The following is an 18,836-nucleotide window of genomic DNA, read 5'->3' as shown; positions in this document are numbered from 1 at the left end:
CCGGCGGGACACGAACAGATGCAGTAGCCCTTGACGCAGATCTGCGCGGGCAGCCACGCGGCGTCACAGGAGCCGCAGTTGTTCGGGTCGGTGGTCACGTCCACGCAGGCACCCGAGCAGACGCTGACGGGGCATGAAGCTGCCGCGGATCCTTGCGGCACGCTGGGCTGCGAGCGCCGCCTGGGACCGCGGTTGTTCTGGTGGTATGTTGGCGGGCATGTTCACCCTCCGTGCCGCGCGAGCTTGTCGCGCCGTTCTCGCGGTGGTGGGCTGCGTCGTCCTTGCTGCGCTCTTGGTCCCGGCTTGCTCGCTCTCGTCCAGCCTCGAAGACCTCAAGGGCGCTACCGACGCCGGGTCGGGCGCGGATGCGTGTGTGCCGCGCACCTGCGCCGCTGCCCTCGCCCAGTGTGGAGCGATCGACGACGGATGCGGCAAGGTCCTCGCCTGCGGTGACTGCCCCACCGGTCAGAACTGCGGCGGCGCTGGCGTGAACCAGTGCGGAACGGGCTGTCCCTCCAAGAACTGCACCGAGCTCGGGGTCGCCTGCGGAGTGACCAACAACGGCTGCGGGCTCGCACTCGACTGCGGGGCCTGCACGGCGGGCAGCGTGTGCACCGAGGGCTCGTGCCTGAAACAGGCGGGCTGCGGGGACGGAACCTGCGACGTGAGCGAGAGCTGCGAGACCTGCCCCGCCGACTGCGGCTGTGCCGCGTCGGGCGTGTGTGTGGGTGGGCAGTGCTGCACACCCAGCTGCCCGACCGGCAAGTGCGGAGCGGACGGCTGCGGCGGGAGCTGCGGCACGTGTCCCGGCGGCCAGATCTGTCAGGCAGGCTCGTGCGTCACATCGGCGACGTGTGGCAACGCGGTATGTGATGCTGACAAAGCCGAGACCTGTGAGAACTGTGCGGACTGCGCCTGTGGGGCGGGTGTGTCGTGTGTCAACGGTCAGTGCTGCAAACCCAGCTGCGCGGGCAAGACCTGCGGCTCGGACGGATGCAACGGCACCTGCGGCTCGTGTGCGACTGGACAAACCTGCGCCGCTGGAACCTGCACGCTCGACGTCGTCTGTGGCAACAAGAGCTGCCAGTCCGGGGAGAACTGCAACAACTGCTCGGCGGACTGCGCCTGCACTTCGGGTCAGGTGTGCACGGGGGCGGGGAGCTGCTGCACCCAAGCTTGCAACGGCAAACAATGCGGCAGCGACGGCTGCGGCGGCAGCTGCGGCTCCTGTCCGGCTGGAGAAAACTGCTCTGCGAGCGGCACCTGCACGCCGTCGGTCTCGTGTCCCAACGGGACCTGCGAGTCGAGCGAAGACTGTTCGACCTGCGCCGACTGTGCCTGCGGGACCGGGAAGGTCTGTTACAACGCGGCCTGCTGTACCAAACAGTGCACTGGAAAACAGTGCGGTTCGGACGCTTGCGGCGGCAGCTGTGGCAGCTGCAAGTCGGGAGAGACGTGTCAGGCGAACGGGACCTGCCTGCCGCCCCCGTGTCCGAACGGCGTTTGCGACAACGGTGAGAACTGCTCGACCTGCCCCGACTGCAACTGTGCGACTGGCTCGATCTGTTACCAGAGCGGGTGTTGCGTGAAGAAGACCTACGACGACGTGTGCCCGTCCTACGGTGACTGCGGCAATGCGCCCGACGGTTGTGGCGGCACGGTCAACTGTGGGTCGTGTCCAGCCTCGTTCACCTGCGTCAAACAGGGCGGTTATTTCTGTTGCTCCTACAAGAACGGGACCTGCCTGCTCTGATCGGGTCCGCCACGGCAGGAACAGCGTCGCTCAACGCCGTAACGCCAGCGCCAGCAGAAACGCTGCATAGATGCTCACCATCAGCGCGCCTTCGGCGCGTTGGATGCGGCGGGCCGTCCTCATGCTCACCGCGCACACGACCGTGAGCACGCCGAGCACCAAGAAGTCGAGCCTCATGTTCGCGAGCGGAGCAGCGACGGGTCGCACCAGCGCAGCGATGCCCAGGATCAGGAGCACGTTGAAGATGTTGGAGCCGAGCACGTTGCCGACCGCGAGCTCCGATTTCCCGCGCAGCGCCGCGACCAACGACGCCGAGAGCTCCGGCAGGCTCGTTCCCACCGCAACGACGGTGAGCCCCACGACCCGCTCACTCATCCCGAAGCGCAGGGCCAGCCCGACCGCGCCGTCGACGAACAGCTTGCCGGCGCCGAGCAGCACGCCCAGCCCCAGGGCCGCGTAGAGCGCAAGCACCAGCTTGCCCTCGCGCGGCTCGGGTTCGGCTTCGCTGTGCAGTGGAGCGTCCTTCGGTGTCACTCGGCGCAGCGTCACCCAGGTGAACATCAGGGCTCCGGAGAGCAGCAGTGCGCCTTCGATGCGCCCGATCCCGCCATTCCACAGCAACAGCGGCAACGCGGCGGTGCTCAACATCATCAGAGGCAGCTCCCGCCGCATCAGTCCGGTCTGAACTTTTGGCGGCGAGATGATCGCCGTCAACCCCAGGATGAGTCCGATGTTGGCGATGTTCGAGCCGACGATGTTGGCGATGGCGAGCGCGCCCCTGCCGTTCACGGCGGCGACGGTGCTGACCGCGAGCTCGGGCATCGACGTGCCGTAGGCCACGACGGTGAGGCCAACGGCGAGTGGGCTGACGCCCATCGTGCGAGCGAGCCCGGAGGCCCCCTTCACCAACCACTCGGCGCCCAGGTAGAGGCCCAGGCCTCCGAGCGCCAGGAACAGCACGTAGGTGGTCAACCCCCCAATCAGAGCGCGGCCCGGCTTGACGGCGCAAGCATTGACGGCGCCGCGCGGCGAGCGGAGGTTCCGCTCGTGGGACCGAAGCGAAGGATCTGGGCAGCGGCGCTCCCGCTCGTCGGGCTCTGCGCGTGCATTTCGACCCGGCAATCGCTGACACCCGAGGCGGCCGGGGTGCGCTACGTCGAGGGCAAGCTGGAGCCGGCGTGTGACTTCGTCGAGGAGATCAGCGTGGGGCGGGACTGGTTCGTCACGGACGAACGGCAACCGGCCGTGTCCAACGACGACGTGGTGGTGCGCATGCGGCGTCTCAGCGCAAAACGCGGCGGCAATCTGGTCGTGATCCTGGAGAATGAACCGCCCAACAACAAATGTACGGGGTTCAACGGTCTGGGGCGGGTCTACCGCTGCTCGGCCGAGGCGCTCGCGGCGCTGCCGCCATCCGGCACCAAGCTCAGCCAGAAGGACGCGCCGTGAACCTCGGCAACCTCTTGCTCAGGGTCGGCGTGCGGTGCAGCGCGCGAGACTGAGCGCCCTTGGCCTGGCTTTGGTGATCGGCACGAGCTGCGGTCCCGACGCCCGCCGTCCGCGAGCCGTCGGGGTGGACGGGGCTGAGCCCGTCGCGGCGGAAGCGGGCAGCGCGAACGGAGCGGGCAAGAACCTGCTTCGAGTCTGCGCGGTTGCCGGCCCGAAGGCGACGAACACCCCGCTCGGCAACTTGAGTCACGTGGTCGAGCTCGCCTCGCGCAGCTTCTACCTGGCGCGCTTGGCAAACGATGCAGTGAGCCTCGTCCAGCTCGGGGCGAGCGGTGAGCTGGTCGAGACTCGGCTTCCGCCTGGGGCTTCCCAGATGGCCCGCGAAGGGAGCTCGCGACTGCGTTTTTTCGTGGATGGCAAGAGCCCGAGCTGGGTCAGCGTCGATCTATCGAACCCGGACGCACCGAGTGTCGGTGGGCTTCAACCGGCGCCGGGCCTCGCACACGCGGGGACCTTGAAGGCGTTCGTATCCGACGGCGAACGCGCGCTGCTCGGTCGATACATGGTCGACTACGACCAGCAGCCGCCGCGGTACCATGGCGAGACCGCGCTCCATTCAGTGCCCGACGGTCAGCGCACGAGCCCGGTCGTGCCGATGACCGCCTGGAGCGGAGCCTGCCGCCACAAGCGCTGTGTGGCAGCGGCGAGCGCCGAGGGGCTCGCGGTGCCCGTCGAGCTCATCGGCTTGAGCGACGGCGGCTATCAGAAGCTCGGAAGGTTCGACGACGCCTGCGGTTGGTCAGACTGGGTCCAAGGTGATCGCTGGATCGTCGCGCTCTCGACCAAAGCAGGGATCGACCTCTGGGGGATCGATCTTGCCTCGTGGAAGGTATCGAAGCGGCGGATCTCACTCGACGCCGAGTGTCCGAAGGTCGAACACATCGAGCTCGGCGGCCGCCCGGGCCTGCTGTACGAGCCCCAGAAGGGGCGCTCACGCTTCGCGCCGGTGACGGCTGCCCTTCGACTGGGTGCGCCCGAGACACTCCCGTCCAGTAGCTTTCAGGAGCGGAAGGTTGCACCCTTGCCCGACGCTGCGCTCTGGGTCGAGCAAACCGTAGGCCACGGCATGATGCACTCGCCCACGGACCGCGAGATCCGACGCTACTACCAGGTGTGGAGCTTCGACGGACGCGCGACCTTGCTCCACCGAGAGCCACGCGCTGGTTGGGCGGCGGAGAAGTTCGAGAGCCTGCCGCACTCGGGCGAAGAGGGGAAATTCAGCGGCGGCTTCCGCGCTCACCCGCTGGTCCGCCCCGGGTTTGCGGCGGTGTTCATCGATCAGCGTCCGGCGGGCAAGAGTGAGCTTCTGCTCGTGGGTCGTCCGTGTACGGATTGAGACCGCGGACGGGCAGCCATGCCAGAGATCTCACGGGAAGCCGGCAGAGCGAACGTGGGTTTGGCTCAGGTTGGGAGATCGACGGTCAGGAGGCGGACGTCGTGGCCGATCGAGCTGGTCTCGAGCAGTGCGGCGCTGGCGACACCGCCGGGGTGTTCGCCCACGCTGCCGACACCAACGATGTGGACGTCGGGCAGGCGCCGCTCGAAGTGAATGTGGCTGCCACCACACACGATGATGTCGGCCATGTCGTCGCCGACCAGCGCGTTCATCTCGTCGTCGCTCATCTCGGGTGAAAACGACTCCGTCAGGTCCACCGGTGAGCCATGGATCAACAGGATCTCGTCCGCGTTCTCCACCGGGATGCGGGCCGTGGGCGCGAGCTTCGCTACGCGCGCGATGATCAGCTCACCCAGCTCCTGGTGCACCTCCCGCAAGCGCTGAATGCGTCGCCGCTCCGTCTCGGTCGTGCCAAGCAGCTTGTCCGGATCCACCCGCGCCAGGGCCTTGTCACCAATGCCCTGGACACACACCGCCTTGTGTTCGATGAGCAGCTTCCACACACCGAGCGGATCCGGACCGGGGAAGAGCAGATCCCCACAGGCCAGCACCTGATCGAATCCCAGGCCGCTCGCGTACTCGAGCACTGCCGCGAGCGCTTTCGCGTGACCATGAATGTCGGAGACGCACAGAAATCGCATGCTCGGCTCGCCGCCCCAGTCTTCCCACGATCGGATCACTCACGGCAAGTCCGGGCGCAACAGGTCACAAACACCGGTCACCCGCCAAGCCTCGGGCGATTCGTGCTAATTCGGCGGCGCCGATGGAGTCGTCCGAGAGCCTGCTCGTCCGAGCCCGAAGCATCGACGAAGCTCGCGCCCGGAGCCGCGAGCACGAGCTCGGAAGAAAGCGCGCGGTCGCGGTGCTGCTCTCCACCGCATTTCCCCCGCTGCGCCCGGCGCTCACCTGGCAGGTCGAGGCGCTGGACGAAATTGCGCGGGCGGGCTGGCGAGGGCGGCGGCAGCGTGCCGATCTCCTGAGTCGCATCCTCGGGGCGGTCGGTGACCTTTCGAATGCCGACCAGGTAAAGTCCCGCCTCCGCCGCGCGGTCTGGAGCGAGAAGTCACGCATTGCGCTGAGGGAGCTGCTGCCGCCCGACATGGGTGGCGCGAGCATCGATGTCACTGCGGCGGAGCTGAGTGACCTGGCGGAAGCGGCGCTGGAGGTCGCGCTGGCGGAGGCGCGGGCTCACGTCGCCACGCGTTTTGGTGAGCCGCGACTCGACACCGGGGCGCCGGCCGCGCTGCTCTGCCTCGGCATGGGGAAGCTGGGAGGTCGGGAGCTCAACGCTGGCTCCGATGTCGATCTCATCTTCGTTTACGACAGCGACGAGGGCAGTGCGGGGGAGCTCTCGCTGCACGACTTCTGGACGCGGGTGGTGCGGCGCGCCGTGGCGACGATCGAAACGCCCACGGCGGACGGTCTGGTGTGGCGCGTCGATCTGAGGCTGCGCCCCGAGGGCTCTCAGGGGCCGATCGTCAACAGCGTGGCGGCGACGGAGCGTTATTACGAAACGTGGGGGCGATTGTGGGAGCGTGCTGCGCTCCTGCGTGCCCGACCGGTGGCCGGCGACGCTGCGCTCGGAGCGCTCGTCGAGCGGGAGCTGATCGGCCCCTTCGTGTACCGGCGCAAGGTGGATCCCAGCATTGCTGGTGCGCTCTCGGCGCTGGTGGAACAATCGCGCGCGGAGCTCTCGACGGACCCGGCGCGGGACGTGAAGCTCGGACCGGGCGGCATCCGCGAGGCGGAGTTCTTCGTCCAGAGTCTGCAGCTGATCTGGGGCGGTCAGGAGCCCAGCCTGCGGGTCACGGGTACACTGCCCGCGCTCAATCGCCTGCGCGCCCGGGGTCTGGTGAGCGACCGCGAGATGCGGAGTGTCGCCGGTGCGTATCGCCTGCTCCGTCGGGTCGAACATCGCGTGCAGTGGATGACCGGAGTGCAGACGCACAACCTTCCGGAACAAGCCGAGGACATGGAGGTGCTCGCGCGCTCGCTCGACCACAAACGCGCCGCCGCGCTCAGCGAGGAGCTCGACCTGGCCCGTGCGCGAGTGAGCAAGCTCTTTCGTTCCCTCTCGCCCGGGGGACCGCCGCCGCTCTCGCGCCACCACGCTCTACTCAAGAAGTTGGATCTCGGGGACCCGTCGCTGAACGAGCTCGTCGAACAGAGCTTCGGCCCGGGTGATACGGCGGAGCACCTACGGGCCCTCGCCCGGCGCCCTGACGGGTTGCTCGGCGTGCTCACGCGCGAACGTCACCCCGAGCTCGCCGACCCCTTGCTGGATGGGATCGCGGAGTCGCCGGATCCCGAGCAAGCCGCGCGCACCCTGCGCTCGCTGCTCGGCCGCTTCACGAACCCCGGTGCCTACGTCAAGGTGCTCGCCGAAAATCCCCGCGCACTCGCGCGTCTGCTCTGGGTCATCGGCGCCAGCGTCTTCGTCGCGGATGCCGTGGTGAGCCGGCCGGAGCTGGCCGACATCGTGCTCTTCGGGCGAGACAGTGAGCCGCGTCCCGAGGCGGCGGTGAGCGCCGAGCTTGCCGCCATCGCAGCGGGGGTGAACGCGGAAGATTTCGAGCGCCGCGACAGCTTCGTGCGGGCGCTGCGACGGGCCAAGCGCCAGGTGATGGTGGAGGTCGCAGTGGCCGACCTGGCTGGCGTGCTCACGACGCGGGACGCAACCCGCCTGCTCTCCAACCTGGCGGACGACGTCATCGACCGCGCGCTCCGCTTCGAGCTCGGGGACGAGCCCCGCGGCCTCGCCGTGATCGCGGTGGGCAAGCTCGGCGGGCGCGAGATCGGCTACGGCTCCGATCTCGACGTCCTGTTCGTGTACGACCCGGCGCACGCTCCCGACGGCAAGGACCCCGGCGAGTACTTCGTGCGGGTGGCTCAGCGCATCATCCGTCTGATCAGCGAGCCCCATCCGGCGGGACCGGGTTACGAGCTGGATACCCGGCTGCGCCCGAGCGGCACGCATGGGATGTTGGTCACCTCGCTGGCATCGTTCGCGCGTTATCACGGCGTGCAAGTGTCGAGAGACGACGGGGGCCCGGCGGTGCAGTCCTCGGGTGCGGCGTGGGAGCGTCAGGCGCTGATCCGCGCTCGCGGCGCCGCTGGAGATCCGGCGCTGGTCGCGGCGACGGTGGAGGTTGCGGTGCGGGCGGCATACGAGGCGGGTGCGCCGCCCATCGAAGACATGCAGCGGCTGCGGACGCGCATGGAGGTCGAGCTCGGCCGGGAGAAACCCGGTCACTACGATCTCAAGACCGGCCGGGGTGGCCTCCTTGACATCGAGTTCGCGACCCAGTGGCTGCAGATGCGACATGGCAAGGATCCGCGTGTTCGCACGCCGGATACGGGTGAGGGGCTCGATGCGCTGGCAAATCTCGGTTATTTGCCGCGCCCCGAGTACGAGACTCTGCGCGAAGCCTATTCGTTCCTGCGCCGCATCGAGCAGCGGATCCACGTGCTCCATGGCACGAGTGCCACGGTGCTCGACGCGCGTTCGCCCGGGCTCGCCCAACTCGCACGGCGCATGGGACTCTACGACAGTCCGCTCGGCTCGGGTGTCGACGAGCTGCTCGCGCGCTACCGCGACGTGACGGAAGCCGTGCGCGGCGCGTACGAACGCGTGCTCTCAGGTCGCTGAGCGCTGTCCCTGGTGAAAACCCGGTCTGCCACGTGATCCTTGAAGTTTCGTGCCAAGGGATGAGACTCGGAAGCCCATGCGTGCCGTCTTGACTGCGCTGCTCCACTCCATCCTGTCGTTCCTGCGATCTCGCCAAGCCGTCGCGCTCGAGATCGTCGCGCTGCGCCATCAGCTCGTGGCTCCACCTGTGTTGGCTACTTCGAGTATCCGCCGAATGATCGCCCGGAAATCGGAGGCGAACAAGACTTGAACAGCGCGCCGGTATCACGACAATCCCTCGTGTGCTGGCCGTGTTTGCTCGATGGGCTGGAGGCGTCGTCGCCGGCGTGGTGCGAAGGGTGCACTCCGCCGTTCGGGCGACGACGCGGCCAACGTCTCTTTTCGTCGGACTCGTCGAGGACGCGTTCCGGTCGCGCGAGGAGCTCATCGCGGACGACCCCGGGAAGTCCCCGGAGGGGGAGAACACCCTTCTGCGCCAGCAACTTATCGTCGCCGCGCGACGCGCTTCGTGGCACCCGACGGGGTGATCGGTCGCGCGCCCAAGCTTCAAGGCGCACGAGCGCGGGCTCATGGTCCTCCTGGCAAGTCTCGCTCGCCATTGGCAGAGCGCCATTCTTCTGATCCAGCCACAGACCGTGCTTCGCAGGCATCGTCACGGGGTTCGACTCTTCTGGCGCTGGAAGTCACGCCACCCCAGGGCCGCTGCACCGCGGGTCGCAGCGGAAACCGTGGAGCTCATCCAGAGAATCGCGCGGGACAACCGGCTCTGGGGCGCGGAGCGCATCCGAGCCGAGCTTTTGAAGCTCGGCATCCGCGTCGCCAAGCGCACCGTGCAGAAGTACATGCGGTCGGCGCGACCGCGCCCGCCGTCGGGCCAAACTTGGGCGACCTTCCAACGCAATCACATGCACCAAGTCTGGGCGTGCGACTTCATCCAGACCTACGACATATGGTTCCGGCCGCTCTTCGCGTTCTTCATCATCGAGCTTGGGTCGCGCAAGATCGTGAGCGTGGGGGTGACGAGCAACCCGAGCTCGAGCTGGGTTGCGCAGCAGCTCCGCAACGCCACGGCGTTTGGCGTCGGGCCTCGCTTCATCATTCGAGATCGACGCGCTTCGCGATACTCGAAGGAGTGCGACGACAAGTACGGAGGTGAATTCGACCGCGTCGCTCGCGGCGTCGGAACGAGGGTGTTAAAGACACCTGTGCGGGCCCCAAAAGCCAATTCTTTCTGTGAACGCTTCTTGGGTAGTGTGCGCCGCGAGTGCCTCGACCACGTCATCGTGCTCGGCGAGCATCACCTGTTCCAGACTCTCGTCGAGTACGCGGGTTACTTCGACCGGGGCCGAAACCATCAAGGGATCGGTCAGCTCGTCCCCGCTGGGTGCTCGACCGCGGCCGCGGGGGGCGGCGCGGTGATTGCGCGCCCCGTCCTGAACGGACTGCATCACGACCACCGGCGAGCGGCGTGACGGTGACGACGCGCTTCACGCTCCGGATAGGCGAGGTAGCCGGTACGGCCAGCGTGACGAATCCCTCCGAGCGATCCCGATGAAGCAACCCCAACGCTGAAGAAGCCGAACGAGGCTGTGATGTCCGTGATCTTCGACGACTCGACCAGGAAGGAGTAATCTTGAACCCGATGCACGCCCTGAAGGCCCACGTGAAGAACGGCCGTCTCGTTCTCGACGAACCGACTGATCTGCCGGAAGGCAGAGAGGTCGAGCTGGTCGTCATGGACGACGAAGAGTTCGCCCCAGAGGAGAAGGCTCGGTTGCTCCAGGCCATCGAGGACGGGGTCGAAGACTTCGAGCGAGGCGACCACATGGACGGCTTCGAGTTCATCGCCCAGCTACGAGCCAAACGTGAAGCTGCGAGTCGGTAAGCGGGCTCAAGGACAGGCCGACCGGCTCGAAGAGTGGTGGGTCAAGAACCGGCCAGCGGCACCAAGTCTCTTCACGGACGAGCTGGAGGAACTCTTCGAGCACATCCGGAGCACGACCGCAGCCGGCGTCCGATGGCCGACTTCGAAACGTCCTGACCTTCGACGGATCTTGATGCCCCGCACGTTGAACCACATCTACTTCCGGGTGGACGAGGCGAAGGGCGTCGTTCATGTTCTCTCCGTCTGGGGCGCTCCCCGTGAACGAAACCCAAGACTGTGAAGCGTAAGCTCGACGGTGAACTGCTCGATGGCGTGTACGTGCACGCGGACGGCGACCCGCGCGCGCCGCTCGAGTTCCGGGAGCTCGACGCGCCCACGCACGCGGACGTGGCGCAGGTCGCAGCGCGCACTGCGGCCCGCATCGAGAGCATCCTCAAAGCGCACGGGCGGAGCCTCGACCCCGAGCTCGGTGAGCAGGAGCTGCCGGAGCTGTGCTTTGACGAGCCGGGGCTGGCTGCGTGTTACGCGGCGGCAGCTCAGGGCATTGGCGTGAGCGGTGATCGCGCAGGCAAGCCGCTCTTGCGGTTGGTCGTGCCGGCGGAGTTGCCCGAGCGCTCGCGTGCCGCGGACGCGACGGATGCGCCCATCGCGGAGGTGCGCGGCATCAACTTGCATGCGGCGCAGGTCATCGACGGCCGAGATCGGCGACGAGTGGAGCGGCTCGTCAAGTACATCACGCGCCCACCGATCGCGCAGGACCGCCTCGAGCGCCGGCAGGACGGCAGGCTCGAGCTCATCTTCAAGAAGGTGTGGCGGGACGGCACCCGCGCGCTGGTGCTCGAGCCCCACGACCTGATTGCGCGGTTGGTGGCGGCCGTGCCGCCTCCACGCTTTCACATGCCCGGTATTTCGGGGTGCTCTCGAGCCACTCATCGCGCCGGGCCCTCGTCGTGCCCAATCCGCCCGTGGATGCGGCCTGTCACAAGCCACCTCCGGCTCGAGGCGATCAGCTCGAGCTGCTCGGCGAGAAGGACGATGCGCCGGTTGGGCGGAGGCGGTGGGCGTGGTTGTTAGCGCACGTCCCCCGTCGGGGACTTCCAAGGGTCGTGTTCGCGGCCGATGTCGAGACGTGCCCGAGTTGCTCCGGCCCGATGAGGTGGGCGGAGGTCGCCACGAGTCGCGCGGCCATCACGCGGCTGATTGCGGAGCACGAGGACGGCCTCGGATCGAGAGCGCCGCCCACGGCGAGAGTCCCCGTCCGCGTGCCCGAGCAATTGGGGATGGGGTTCGGGGAGAGGTGAGGCGACCGAAGGCTTCGCTGGGGGCGGAGGTGTGTGTCGCGTGGGCTTGGCGAGGGTGATCGAGCTCGGCAGAGGACCCGGCGAGCCCAATCGGCGGCGGGGGTCGGGGTGCGGGAGGTGATCTCGACCCGAAGCCGTCGAGCGCGTACTCTCGGCTTGGTGGGTTTTGGCAGTTCAAATGCCCTATGCGCTCTGACGGCGACACTGGCGGCATCGGCAATCTGGATCGGCTTCGCGCCAGTGAGCGCTGCTGAGCGGGAACCGGCACCCGAGGGTCGAGGTTGCTGCTCGCACCACGACGGTGTCTGCGGTTGCTCTGGCGGTCGCGTGCAGTGTTGTGACGGCACGGCAAGTCCGAGCTGTCGGTGCTAGCCGATGGGACCACGCTCCGGATTTGACGAGCGCACCACACGTGGCGCACCCCGGGGACCAGTGAGCAGCGCCGGTGCGCCGGCAGATGGAACAGGAGCAAGACATTGCGCAGCCTGAAGCCCGTCGAACTGGTCGTCGTGGCGACTTGCACAATGGTCGCGGCCGGGTGCGAGTCGGGTGCACGGCCAGGCGCCTCCGAGGAACGCCACCGGGAGTCCACCATGGAACGGCCGCCCGCCCCATTCGGCTCAGCTCAGGCCCCGCCTTCAACGAACTTCTACTGCCGCCAGGCAAGCAACGGATACGCACGACAATGCATCAAGTCGCAAGCAGGTTGCCAGGGACAGTGTTTCACCCGATCAGTCGCGTACTGTTTCCAGGAGACACTGCATTCCCAGGGTGAGCGCGGATACCGCTTTGTCATGTGCGCTGCGACATCTGAAGAGTGCGGCGCCTGGCAGCAAATGAACAAGGCCGTGGAGCCATCGACCACGGCCTGCTACGACGCTCGCCCGGACGAGATCCCGGACGACTTCAGGATCAAGCCGGTCGAACGCGACTATTGATGCCGGCCGCAGGGGACAGCGTGCCCGGATGCCGCTCTTTCGCTTCAGCGTCTACGCGCAGGCCAATCGGATGCGCGAGCAACGCCGATGCCACCCACGACCAGCACGGCGAACCCTCCGTGACGACTCTCGAAGCCTCCCGTGTTCGTCGACTGGAATCTGATACAGCCGAAGCCCCCGTTGCCTCCGCATAGCAGAGTGTCGAACTGATGAATTGCACGCCCGCGCCTCGCTGCGATTCGCAGGAAGCGCATTTCGAACCCGAGTGCCTCCGTGAACATGGCCGCCCGACCCCCGAAGACAGGCGACAACGATCGCTTGTCCTCGAAACGAGCCCGGCCGTCGAACGCGAGGGAATCGAAGCCGACGACTTCCAGCGCGCCGATGCCGCCGACTTCGCTCACCACCGTACGTGAGTAGAGCCCGTACCCGAATTCGCCGACGGGCAGTGAAAGATCATGGTTCCGCCGCCTCGGATCAGCGCTGAGCGAGCCATCGAGCCCAACTCGAGCATGAAACCCATGGACCGGCCAGCGACGATCGATCGCGACGAAGAGACCGTAGGTCCCACTCATCATCAGCTCGCCCGCTGCCCCGTCACTGTCGTCCGCGCCCAATCCGAACGACCACCGGGCGTTGAAGCTCGACGACTGGCGAGGGTCTTCCGAAAGGATCCGTCCAATTCCGACGAGACCCCAGTGTCGGCCGGTATCTCTCGCGGCGCCAGTTCGAACGACATCACTACGTTCCACGCCCAGACCAACGCCGACGATCACACCGGCGTGGCGCTCGGAAGATGAGTCTTGCGCGTGTGCGGGTCTAGCCGTGAACCCAATGCCGAGGAGCATCGCGACCCCAGCGGCGCCCCACGCGCCGCGCATCTTTGCCGCAGGGCCAGCGCTGTCAGGCATGTCCCCGAGACGTTACAGCGGCTTTCCATGATCGGGAACACCTGATAGACGATGTTGCATGAAACTGACGTCTTTGGATTTGCGCGAGCGGATCTTGGGGGCTCTTGTCGAAGAGCCCTCGTCGCTGAAGGTTGGGAAGCGGTTCAAGATCAGCGCCAGCTCGGTGCGCAAGCTCCGACTGAAGGTAGACCGCACCGGGGTTGTCGCGGCCGGCAAGGCGCCGGGGAAGGAGCGCCTCGTGCAGGGCAAGAACGAGCGAAGGCTTCGAAAGCTGGTTGCGCAGCACCCGGACGCGACCCTCGCCGTTCTGTGCGAACTGCTGGCGGACGCGACGGGTGTGGGTGTCAGCGAGACCACGATGTGGAGGCAGCTCCGACGCATGGACCTGACGCTAAAAAAAAGTCCCTCTACGCGTCGGAGAGAAACCGCCCCGATGTAGTCGAAGCGCGGGAGCGTTTTCAGCGCCGCATGCGCAGATGGCCCGCCGGCAGGCTGGTCTTCATCGACGAGAGCGGCGTGAATCTCGCACTGACGCGCAGCCACGCCTGGGGCCCACGCGGCGAGCGCGTCGTCGATGACGTGCCTGCCGGACGGTGGGAGACGTACTCGGTAATCGCTGCACTTCGCGAAGAGGGAGTCACGGCGCCGATGGTCCTGCGCGGCGCGATGGACACCGAGTCGATGCGCGCTTGGGTCCGCACGCAACTTGCGCCGAGCCTTCCTTCGTGATTCCGCCGGTCCTGTGAGCCTTGTCGCTCTGCCACACCGATGGGACCAGGCCCGCGTAGGAAGCGAGCTCCCGCGCGCTCCGGAAGCGTCGCACGTCGCCCACCCATGCGTGGATCATCGTCGCCACCCGCTCGCCGACTGCCGGGATCGTAGTGAGCCGCGCAATCTCGGGAATGGTGCTCGTCTCGTCGTGCATCTTCTTCTCGAGGGCCGAGAGCTCTGCGCCCAGAGCCCTTCCGACGGTTCGAGGAGGCTGCGCCTGATCATCCCGAGGCGCACCTCGCGCTCGGCTGGATCGGAGAGCTGTACGAAATCGACGAGCGTGCCGCGGCGGTGCCTGGCCGCAGCGAAGCGGAAGGGCCTGAGCGCCGGACTTGTTGGCGCGGGCTTGGGTGATCGCGGAGGGAGCTCGGGCGCGGCGGGTCGTGACGGGTGGCGATCGCCGCCGGCGGCCGCAGGTTCGCCACCCCGAGTCCGCGCATTTTTGCGAGGAAACATCGGCCTTCCGGGGGGGCACGCCGCTGGCCATAGCGCCGTCGTGGGGCCACCCCGCACACACCCGTCCCGAGCCCTCGCGCGTCCGGCATCGACCGGAGAGCACGCTGCTCTACCAGACAGTGGCGGAGCACTGGCCGGCGTTCCTCGAGCGCGCGGACGAGCACGGCGGCCTGCCGCGCTTCGTGGTGAAAGAGTTCGAGGCCTACCTGCGCTGCGGGCAGCTGGAGCACGGGTAAGCACGTACAGACTCAGTATTGCACTCACCCTGAATCGCATGCCGAAACAGACAACGCTCGACCTGCGAGGTGACGGGCTCGCGACGTTGTGGAAGCGACTGCCGGAACAATGCCGACGCGAAGCCGTCGCCGTGTGGTCGCGGCTGATCGCCGCTGCTGCCCGTCGGACGAGCAAGAGTGAAAGAAGCGAGGAGGAGATCGATGAGACTGGACCGAGTGGATCGAATGGGGATCGTCTGAAGGTACGAGTCGAGCATCAGGCGCGCCTGGCCTTCGTCTACGTGCGGCAGTCGTCGCTCAAGCAGGTGCGCGGCAACCTCGAAAGCCAGCGCCGGCAGTACGCGTTCGCCGACGAGGCGTTCGCGCTGGGTGGAGCCGCGGGCGCGTCCTCGTCATCGACGAGGATCAGGGCAAGGCGGCGCGCTGCCCGGAGCACGCGCCGGCTTCGGCGGGCTGGTGGCCGCCGTTGCCCGCGGCGAGGTCGGCATCGTGATGAGCCTCGAGGTGTCGCGCCTGTCGCGCAACGATTCCGACTGGCATCACCTCGTGTACCTGTGTCGCTGGACGGGTACGCTGATCGCCGACGAGCACGGCGTGTACGACCCGTCGTCGTCCGCCGACCGCATGGTGCTCGGCATCCGCGGGCAGGTGAGTGAGCTCGAGCGTGACAGCGCCGTGCACCGGATGGTCGAGGCGCGCTGGAGTAAGGCCCGCCGCGGAGAAGCGTTCACGATCCGCCGGCGGGCTACGACCTCGACGAGCTCGGGCAGCTCGAGATGTCGAGCGACGAGGCAGTTCAGGCCGCCGTGCACCGCGTGTTCCACAAGTTCGAGGGAGCTGGTGCCGGCCGTCAGGTGTACCTGTGGTGGCGCGAGCAAGGCCTGCCGTTTCCTGTGCGTCGCATGTTGCCGAGGTCGCATCCGATCGTCTGGGTTCCGGTCGGCTACCGGATGATCCACAACATGCTGCGCCACCCGATCTATGGCGGCGCCTTCGTCTTCGGACGCAGCGAAACCCTGCGCGAGCTCGATCCGCAGACGCAGAAGCTGTCGCTGCGGCGAGGGCGGCGGGGATGGTCGACTGGCCCGTCTTGATCAAGGACCATCATCCGGCATACATCTCTTTCGAAACGTTCCTCAAAACCAGGAGAGCCTGCGCGCCAACAGCGTGATTCCAGTCCCCGCCGACGAAGCTCACCAAGGAGCCGCGCGTGGATGTCGAGCGGTTTTGCAGGGCCTGATGCGTGGTGGGCACTGGGGCCGGCGCATGTACGTCAACCACGGCGGTGAGCGCGCCGTTCGGACGCTGCAGTATCGTTGCTCGCGTCCGCTCGCCGCCGTCGCAGGGCAGGACTGCCAGCTCATTGGCGGCAAGCGCATCGAAGCGCTGGTGGTCGAGGCGTTCCTCGACGTGTCGGCCGCTGCCGGGATTGAAGCGGCGGCGCTGGCGGGCGAAACGCTGCGGCTCGAAATCGAGGCGACAGAGCGCTCCTGGCACTTGCAGATCGAAAAGGCCGAGTACGAGGCTCAGCGTGCGGAGCGGCAGTACCTGGCAGTAGAGCCCGAAAACCGCACCGTGGCCCGCGAGCTCGAGCGGCGCTGGAACGAGCGCCTGGTCGAGGCTCGGAGCGCTGCGCGCGCAAGCGGCGCGGACGCGCAGGACCCAGCGTCCGCTGAGCGACGAAGAGCTTGCCCGCGCCCAGGAGCTCGGAAAAGACCTGCATGAGGTATGGAGCGCACCGAGCACGACCGTGCGCGATCGCAAGCGCCTGCTACGTGCGCTGATCGAGGAAGTGCAGGTCAAGAGCGACGAGAAACGTCACCTGCTGCGCATCGTGTGGAAGGGAGGTGCGGTTACGGATCGTGACCTCGTCCGTTACCGCTCAAAGGGTCCTCGTGCACACGCCACCTCTGAGGAGATCATCGAGCTGGTGCGCAAACTGGCGACGGAGTTCGACGACGTGCAGATCGCCGGCATCCTCAACCGGCAAGGGCACAAGAGCGGCCTGGGACGCGCCTTCACGAAGTCGAGCGTCCTGTCGCTTCGTGGCAGTCACCAGATCCCGAAGTGTCCAACTCCCCAAACCGCGCGATGAGCGCGAAGGCCCTTTCACCGCCGATCGGGCCGCGCGCGAGCTCGGCGTCTCAATGCACACCATCCATCGCTGGCTCCGCGACGGCACGCTGTCGGGGCAGCAAGCCACCGAAACGGCCTGGCGGATCGTGCTCACCGAAGACGTTCGACGTCGCCTGACCAGCGGCTCCGCGCCGGAGAACTGGGTCGGGCTGAAGGCGGCACGCCGCCTGGCCTGGCAAAGTCGCTCGTTGCCCATCTGGTCAAGCAGGGCAAGCTCGGGCGGTCCGCACTGTCGTGCGCAACCGCGAGTGCTGGCGAATCGACGTTTCTTCCGCAGATCACGCGCCCCAAACCGACCTCTTTGACCGGAATGCGCAACGGTAAGAAAAAGGAACCGTAGTATGTCCGCACGCACGGCTGCCTGCACCTTGCGTGTCGTGACTGCGGGTACTCGGTTCGTCGCGCTCAGTTGCAAGAAGCGCGGGTTCTGTCCATCCTGTTTGGGCCGCCGGATGGCCGACACCGCGGCGCACTTGAGCAGGCGGTGCTGCCGCGCGTGCCCATCCGTCATTGGATCTCGCTTTGCCCTGGGGTCTGCGCTTGCTGCTTTCGGGCACGACCGCAAGCTCTGCTCCGAGGTGGTGAGCGCGTTCATGGCGGAGGTGGACCGCCTGGCTGCGCTGGCGCGCGAAGCGCGAGCTCTCGGCTGGCGAGTGTGGCAAGCTGCCACCTGGATCCGTGGTCGCTGTGCAGAGGACGGGACAGCGCTCCGGCTCAACGTCACTTCCACGCCCTGGTGCTCGATGGCGTCTACGTGCACGCGGACGGCGACCCGCGCGCCGCTCGAGTTCCGGAGCTCGACGCGCCCACGCACGCGGACGCGGCAGGTCGCAGCGCACCGCGGCCGCATCGAGAGCATCCTCAGCGCACGGGCGGAGCCTCCTTGACCCCGAGCCCGGTGAGCAGGAGCTGCCGGAGCTCTGCTTTGACGAGCCGGGGCTGGCTGCGTGTTACGCGGCGGCAGCCTCAGGCATTGGCGTGAGCGGTGAGCGCAGGCAAGCCGCCTGCGGTTGGTCGTGCCGGCGGGAGTTGCCCGAGCGCTCGCGTGCCGCGGACGCGACGGATGCGCCCATCGCGGAGGCGCGGCATCAACTTGCATGCGGCGCAGGTCATCGACGGCCGGGGACGGGCGACGAGTGGAGCGGGCTCGCCAAATACATCACGCGCCCTCCGATCGCGCAGGACCGCCTGAGCGCCGGCAGGACGGCAGGCTCGAGCTCATCTTCAAGGAGTGGCGGACGGCACCCGCGCGCCGTGCTCGAACCCCTACGGACCTGATTGCGCGGTTGGCGGCGGCCGTGCCGCCTCCACGCTTCACATGCTCCGGTATTCCGGGTGCTCGAGCCACCATCGCGCGCCGGCCCCGGTCGCGCTCGCCGCCCGTGGATGCGGCCTGTCAGTAAGCCACCTCCGCTCGCGAGGCGATCAGCCTCGAGCTGCTCGGCGAGAAGGACGATGCCGCCGGTCGGGCGGAAGCGGTGGGCGTGGTTGCTGGCGCACGTGTTCGCGGCCGATGTCGAGACGTGCCCGCGTGTTCGGCCCGATGAGGTGGGCGGAGGTCGCCACGAGCCGCGCGCCAATCACGCGGCTGATTGCGGAGCACGAGGACGGCCTCGAGAGCGCCGCCCACGGCGAGAGTCCCCGTCCGGGCCTGGAGCAATTGGGGATGGGGTTCGGGGGGTGAGGCGACCGGCGACTCCGCTGGGGGCGGAGGTGTGTGTCGCGCGCGCTTGGCGAGGGCGTGATTTGTTCTCGGCAGAGACCTGGCGAGCGACCAATCGGCGCCCGGCGAGCCTAATCGGCGCCGGGGGTCGGGGTCGGGAGGTGATCTCGACCCGGGAAGCCGCCGTCGAGCGCGTACTCCGGCTTGGTGGGTTTTGGCAGTTCAAATGCCC

19 protein-coding genes are annotated in these 18,836 nt (G+C 67.5%); 14 read left to right on the top strand and 5 right to left on the bottom strand.

Going from position 1 to position 18,836, the window contains the following annotated elements; all coding sequences use genetic code 11:
* The first annotated feature begins 217 nt into the window (after positions 1–217).
* Positions 218–1,753, top strand: a complete 1,536-nt coding sequence (locus IPI67_24795; protein MBK7583395.1) for a hypothetical protein — start codon at positions 218–220, stop codon at positions 1,751–1,753.
* Positions 1,754–1,783: 30 nt separating this feature from the next.
* Here IPI67_24795 and IPI67_24790 read toward each other — a convergent pair whose 3' ends face one another.
* Entirely contained in the window at positions 1,784–2,725 is a 942-nt protein-coding gene (locus IPI67_24790) for a calcium/sodium antiporter (protein MBK7583394.1), read from the bottom strand.
* A gap of 75 nt (positions 2,726–2,800) precedes the next feature.
* On the opposite strand from IPI67_24790, the gene IPI67_24785 reads away from it, so the two are divergent.
* On the top strand, positions 2,801–3,202 hold the full coding sequence (locus tag IPI67_24785; protein MBK7583393.1) for a hypothetical protein: 402 nt from the start codon (positions 2,801–2,803) through the stop codon (positions 3,200–3,202).
* Positions 3,203–3,236: 34 nt separating this feature from the next.
* Positions 3,237–4,598: a hypothetical protein gene (locus IPI67_24780; protein MBK7583392.1), complete on the top strand. Its 1,362-nt coding sequence runs from the start codon at positions 3,237–3,239 to the stop codon at positions 4,596–4,598.
* A 65-nt stretch (positions 4,599–4,663) separates the two neighbouring features.
* Here the strand turns inward: IPI67_24780 and IPI67_24775 are convergent, their stop codons facing one another.
* A complete protein-coding gene (locus IPI67_24775; GenBank protein MBK7583391.1) occupies positions 4,664–5,338 on the bottom strand; it encodes a metallophosphoesterase family protein in 675 nt (224 codons plus the stop codon).
* 83 nt (positions 5,339–5,421) lie between these two features.
* On the opposite strand from IPI67_24775, the gene glnE reads away from it, so the two are divergent.
* The 6 genes from glnE (at position 5,422) to IPI67_24745 (ending at position 11,266) form a co-directional block, all read left to right on the top strand.
* Positions 5,422–8,307, top strand: coding sequence for a bifunctional [glutamate--ammonia ligase]-adenylyl-L-tyrosine phosphorylase/[glutamate--ammonia-ligase] adenylyltransferase (glnE, locus tag IPI67_24770; protein MBK7583390.1), 2,886 nt, complete (start codon positions 5,422–5,424; stop codon positions 8,305–8,307).
* Positions 8,308–8,383: 76 nt separating this feature from the next.
* Positions 8,384–8,557: a hypothetical protein gene (locus IPI67_24765; protein MBK7583389.1), complete on the top strand. Its 174-nt coding sequence runs from the start codon at positions 8,384–8,386 to the stop codon at positions 8,555–8,557.
* Between the two features lie 478 nt (positions 8,558–9,035).
* Entirely contained in the window at positions 9,036–9,779 is a 744-nt protein-coding gene (locus IPI67_24760) for a DDE-type integrase/transposase/recombinase (protein ID MBK7583388.1), read from the top strand.
* A gap of 161 nt (positions 9,780–9,940) precedes the next feature.
* Entirely contained in the window at positions 9,941–10,192 is a 252-nt protein-coding gene (locus IPI67_24755) for a hypothetical protein (GenBank protein ID MBK7583387.1), read from the top strand.
* Positions 10,173–10,472: a hypothetical protein gene (locus tag IPI67_24750; GenBank protein ID MBK7583386.1), complete on the top strand. Its 300-nt coding sequence runs from the start codon at positions 10,173–10,175 to the stop codon at positions 10,470–10,472. The genes IPI67_24755 and IPI67_24750 overlap by 20 nt, the downstream gene beginning before the upstream one ends.
* Positions 10,469–11,266, top strand: a complete 798-nt coding sequence (locus tag IPI67_24745) for a transposase (protein ID MBK7583385.1) — start codon at positions 10,469–10,471, stop codon at positions 11,264–11,266. Before IPI67_24750 ends, IPI67_24745 begins: the two co-directional genes overlap by 4 nt.
* A gap of 1,209 nt (positions 11,267–12,475) precedes the next feature.
* Here IPI67_24745 and IPI67_24740 read toward each other — a convergent pair.
* Positions 12,476–13,342 (bottom strand): hypothetical protein, encoded by an 867-nt coding sequence (locus IPI67_24740; protein MBK7583384.1) that lies wholly within the window; start codon positions 13,340–13,342, stop codon positions 12,476–12,478.
* A 58-nt stretch (positions 13,343–13,400) separates the two neighbouring features.
* Here IPI67_24740 and IPI67_24735 point away from each other — a divergent pair, with 58 nt between their 5' ends.
* Together IPI67_24735 and IPI67_24730 are read left to right on the top strand one after the other, a co-directional pair.
* Positions 13,401–13,781, top strand: coding sequence for a hypothetical protein (locus IPI67_24735; GenBank protein ID MBK7583383.1), 381 nt, complete (start codon positions 13,401–13,403; stop codon positions 13,779–13,781).
* A 29-nt stretch (positions 13,782–13,810) separates the two neighbouring features.
* Positions 13,811–14,071 (top strand): transposase, encoded by a 261-nt coding sequence (locus IPI67_24730; GenBank protein MBK7583382.1) that lies wholly within the window; start codon positions 13,811–13,813, stop codon positions 14,069–14,071.
* On the opposite strand, the gene IPI67_24725 is transcribed toward IPI67_24730, so the two are convergent.
* Together IPI67_24725 and IPI67_24720 are read right to left on the bottom strand one after the other, a co-directional pair.
* A complete protein-coding gene (locus IPI67_24725) occupies positions 13,980–14,267 on the bottom strand; it encodes an IS110 family transposase (GenBank protein ID MBK7583381.1) in 288 nt (95 codons plus the stop codon). The genes IPI67_24730 and IPI67_24725 overlap by 92 nt on opposite strands.
* A 943-nt stretch (positions 14,268–15,210) precedes the next feature.
* Positions 15,211–15,486 (bottom strand): hypothetical protein, encoded by a 276-nt coding sequence (locus IPI67_24720; protein ID MBK7583380.1) that lies wholly within the window; start codon positions 15,484–15,486, stop codon positions 15,211–15,213.
* Between the two features lie 134 nt (positions 15,487–15,620).
* On the opposite strand from IPI67_24720, the gene IPI67_24715 reads away from it, so the two are divergent.
* From IPI67_24715 to IPI67_24705, 3 genes are all read left to right on the top strand, one after another.
* A complete protein-coding gene (locus IPI67_24715; GenBank protein MBK7583379.1) occupies positions 15,621–15,899 on the top strand; it encodes a hypothetical protein in 279 nt (92 codons plus the stop codon).
* A gap of 145 nt (positions 15,900–16,044) precedes the next feature.
* Entirely contained in the window at positions 16,045–16,530 is a 486-nt protein-coding gene (locus IPI67_24710; GenBank protein ID MBK7583378.1) for a hypothetical protein, read from the top strand.
* 25 nt (positions 16,531–16,555) lie between these two features.
* Positions 16,556–16,900 (top strand): hypothetical protein, encoded by a 345-nt coding sequence (locus tag IPI67_24705; GenBank protein MBK7583377.1) that lies wholly within the window; start codon positions 16,556–16,558, stop codon positions 16,898–16,900.
* The last annotated feature ends 1,936 nt before the right edge of the window (positions 16,901–18,836 follow it).

Source organism: Myxococcales bacterium (assembly GCA_016706225.1).
Classification (GTDB): Bacteria; Myxococcota_A; Polyangia; order Polyangiales; family Polyangiaceae; genus JADJKB01.
Note: the sequence above shows the minus strand (reverse complement) of the source record. Positions and strands in the feature narration are given on the sequence as shown.

Bases quoted from the DNA above. Each gene is read 5' to 3' on its own strand.
- IPI67_24795 (MBK7583395.1), top strand. From the start codon at position 218: ATGTTCACCCTCCGTGCCGCGCGAGCTTGTCGCGCCGTTCTCGCGGTG.
- glnE (MBK7583390.1), top strand. From the start codon at position 5,422: ATGGAGTCGTCCGAGAGCCTGCTCGTCCGAGCCCGAAGCATCGACGAA.
- IPI67_24765 (MBK7583389.1), top strand. From the start codon at position 8,384: ATGCGTGCCGTCTTGACTGCGCTGCTCCACTCCATCCTGTCGTTCCTG.
- IPI67_24740 (MBK7583384.1), bottom strand. From the start codon at position 13,342: ATGCCTGACAGCGCTGGCCCTGCGGCAAAGATGCGCGGCGCGTGGGGC.
- IPI67_24735 (MBK7583383.1), top strand. From the start codon at position 13,401: ATGAAACTGACGTCTTTGGATTTGCGCGAGCGGATCTTGGGGGCTCTT.
- IPI67_24730 (MBK7583382.1), top strand. From the start codon at position 13,811: ATGCGCAGATGGCCCGCCGGCAGGCTGGTCTTCATCGACGAGAGCGGC.
- IPI67_24725 (MBK7583381.1), bottom strand. From the start codon at position 14,267: ATGCACGACGAGACGAGCACCATTCCCGAGATTGCGCGGCTCACTACG.
- IPI67_24710 (MBK7583378.1), top strand. From the start codon at position 16,045: ATGCGTGGTGGGCACTGGGGCCGGCGCATGTACGTCAACCACGGCGGT.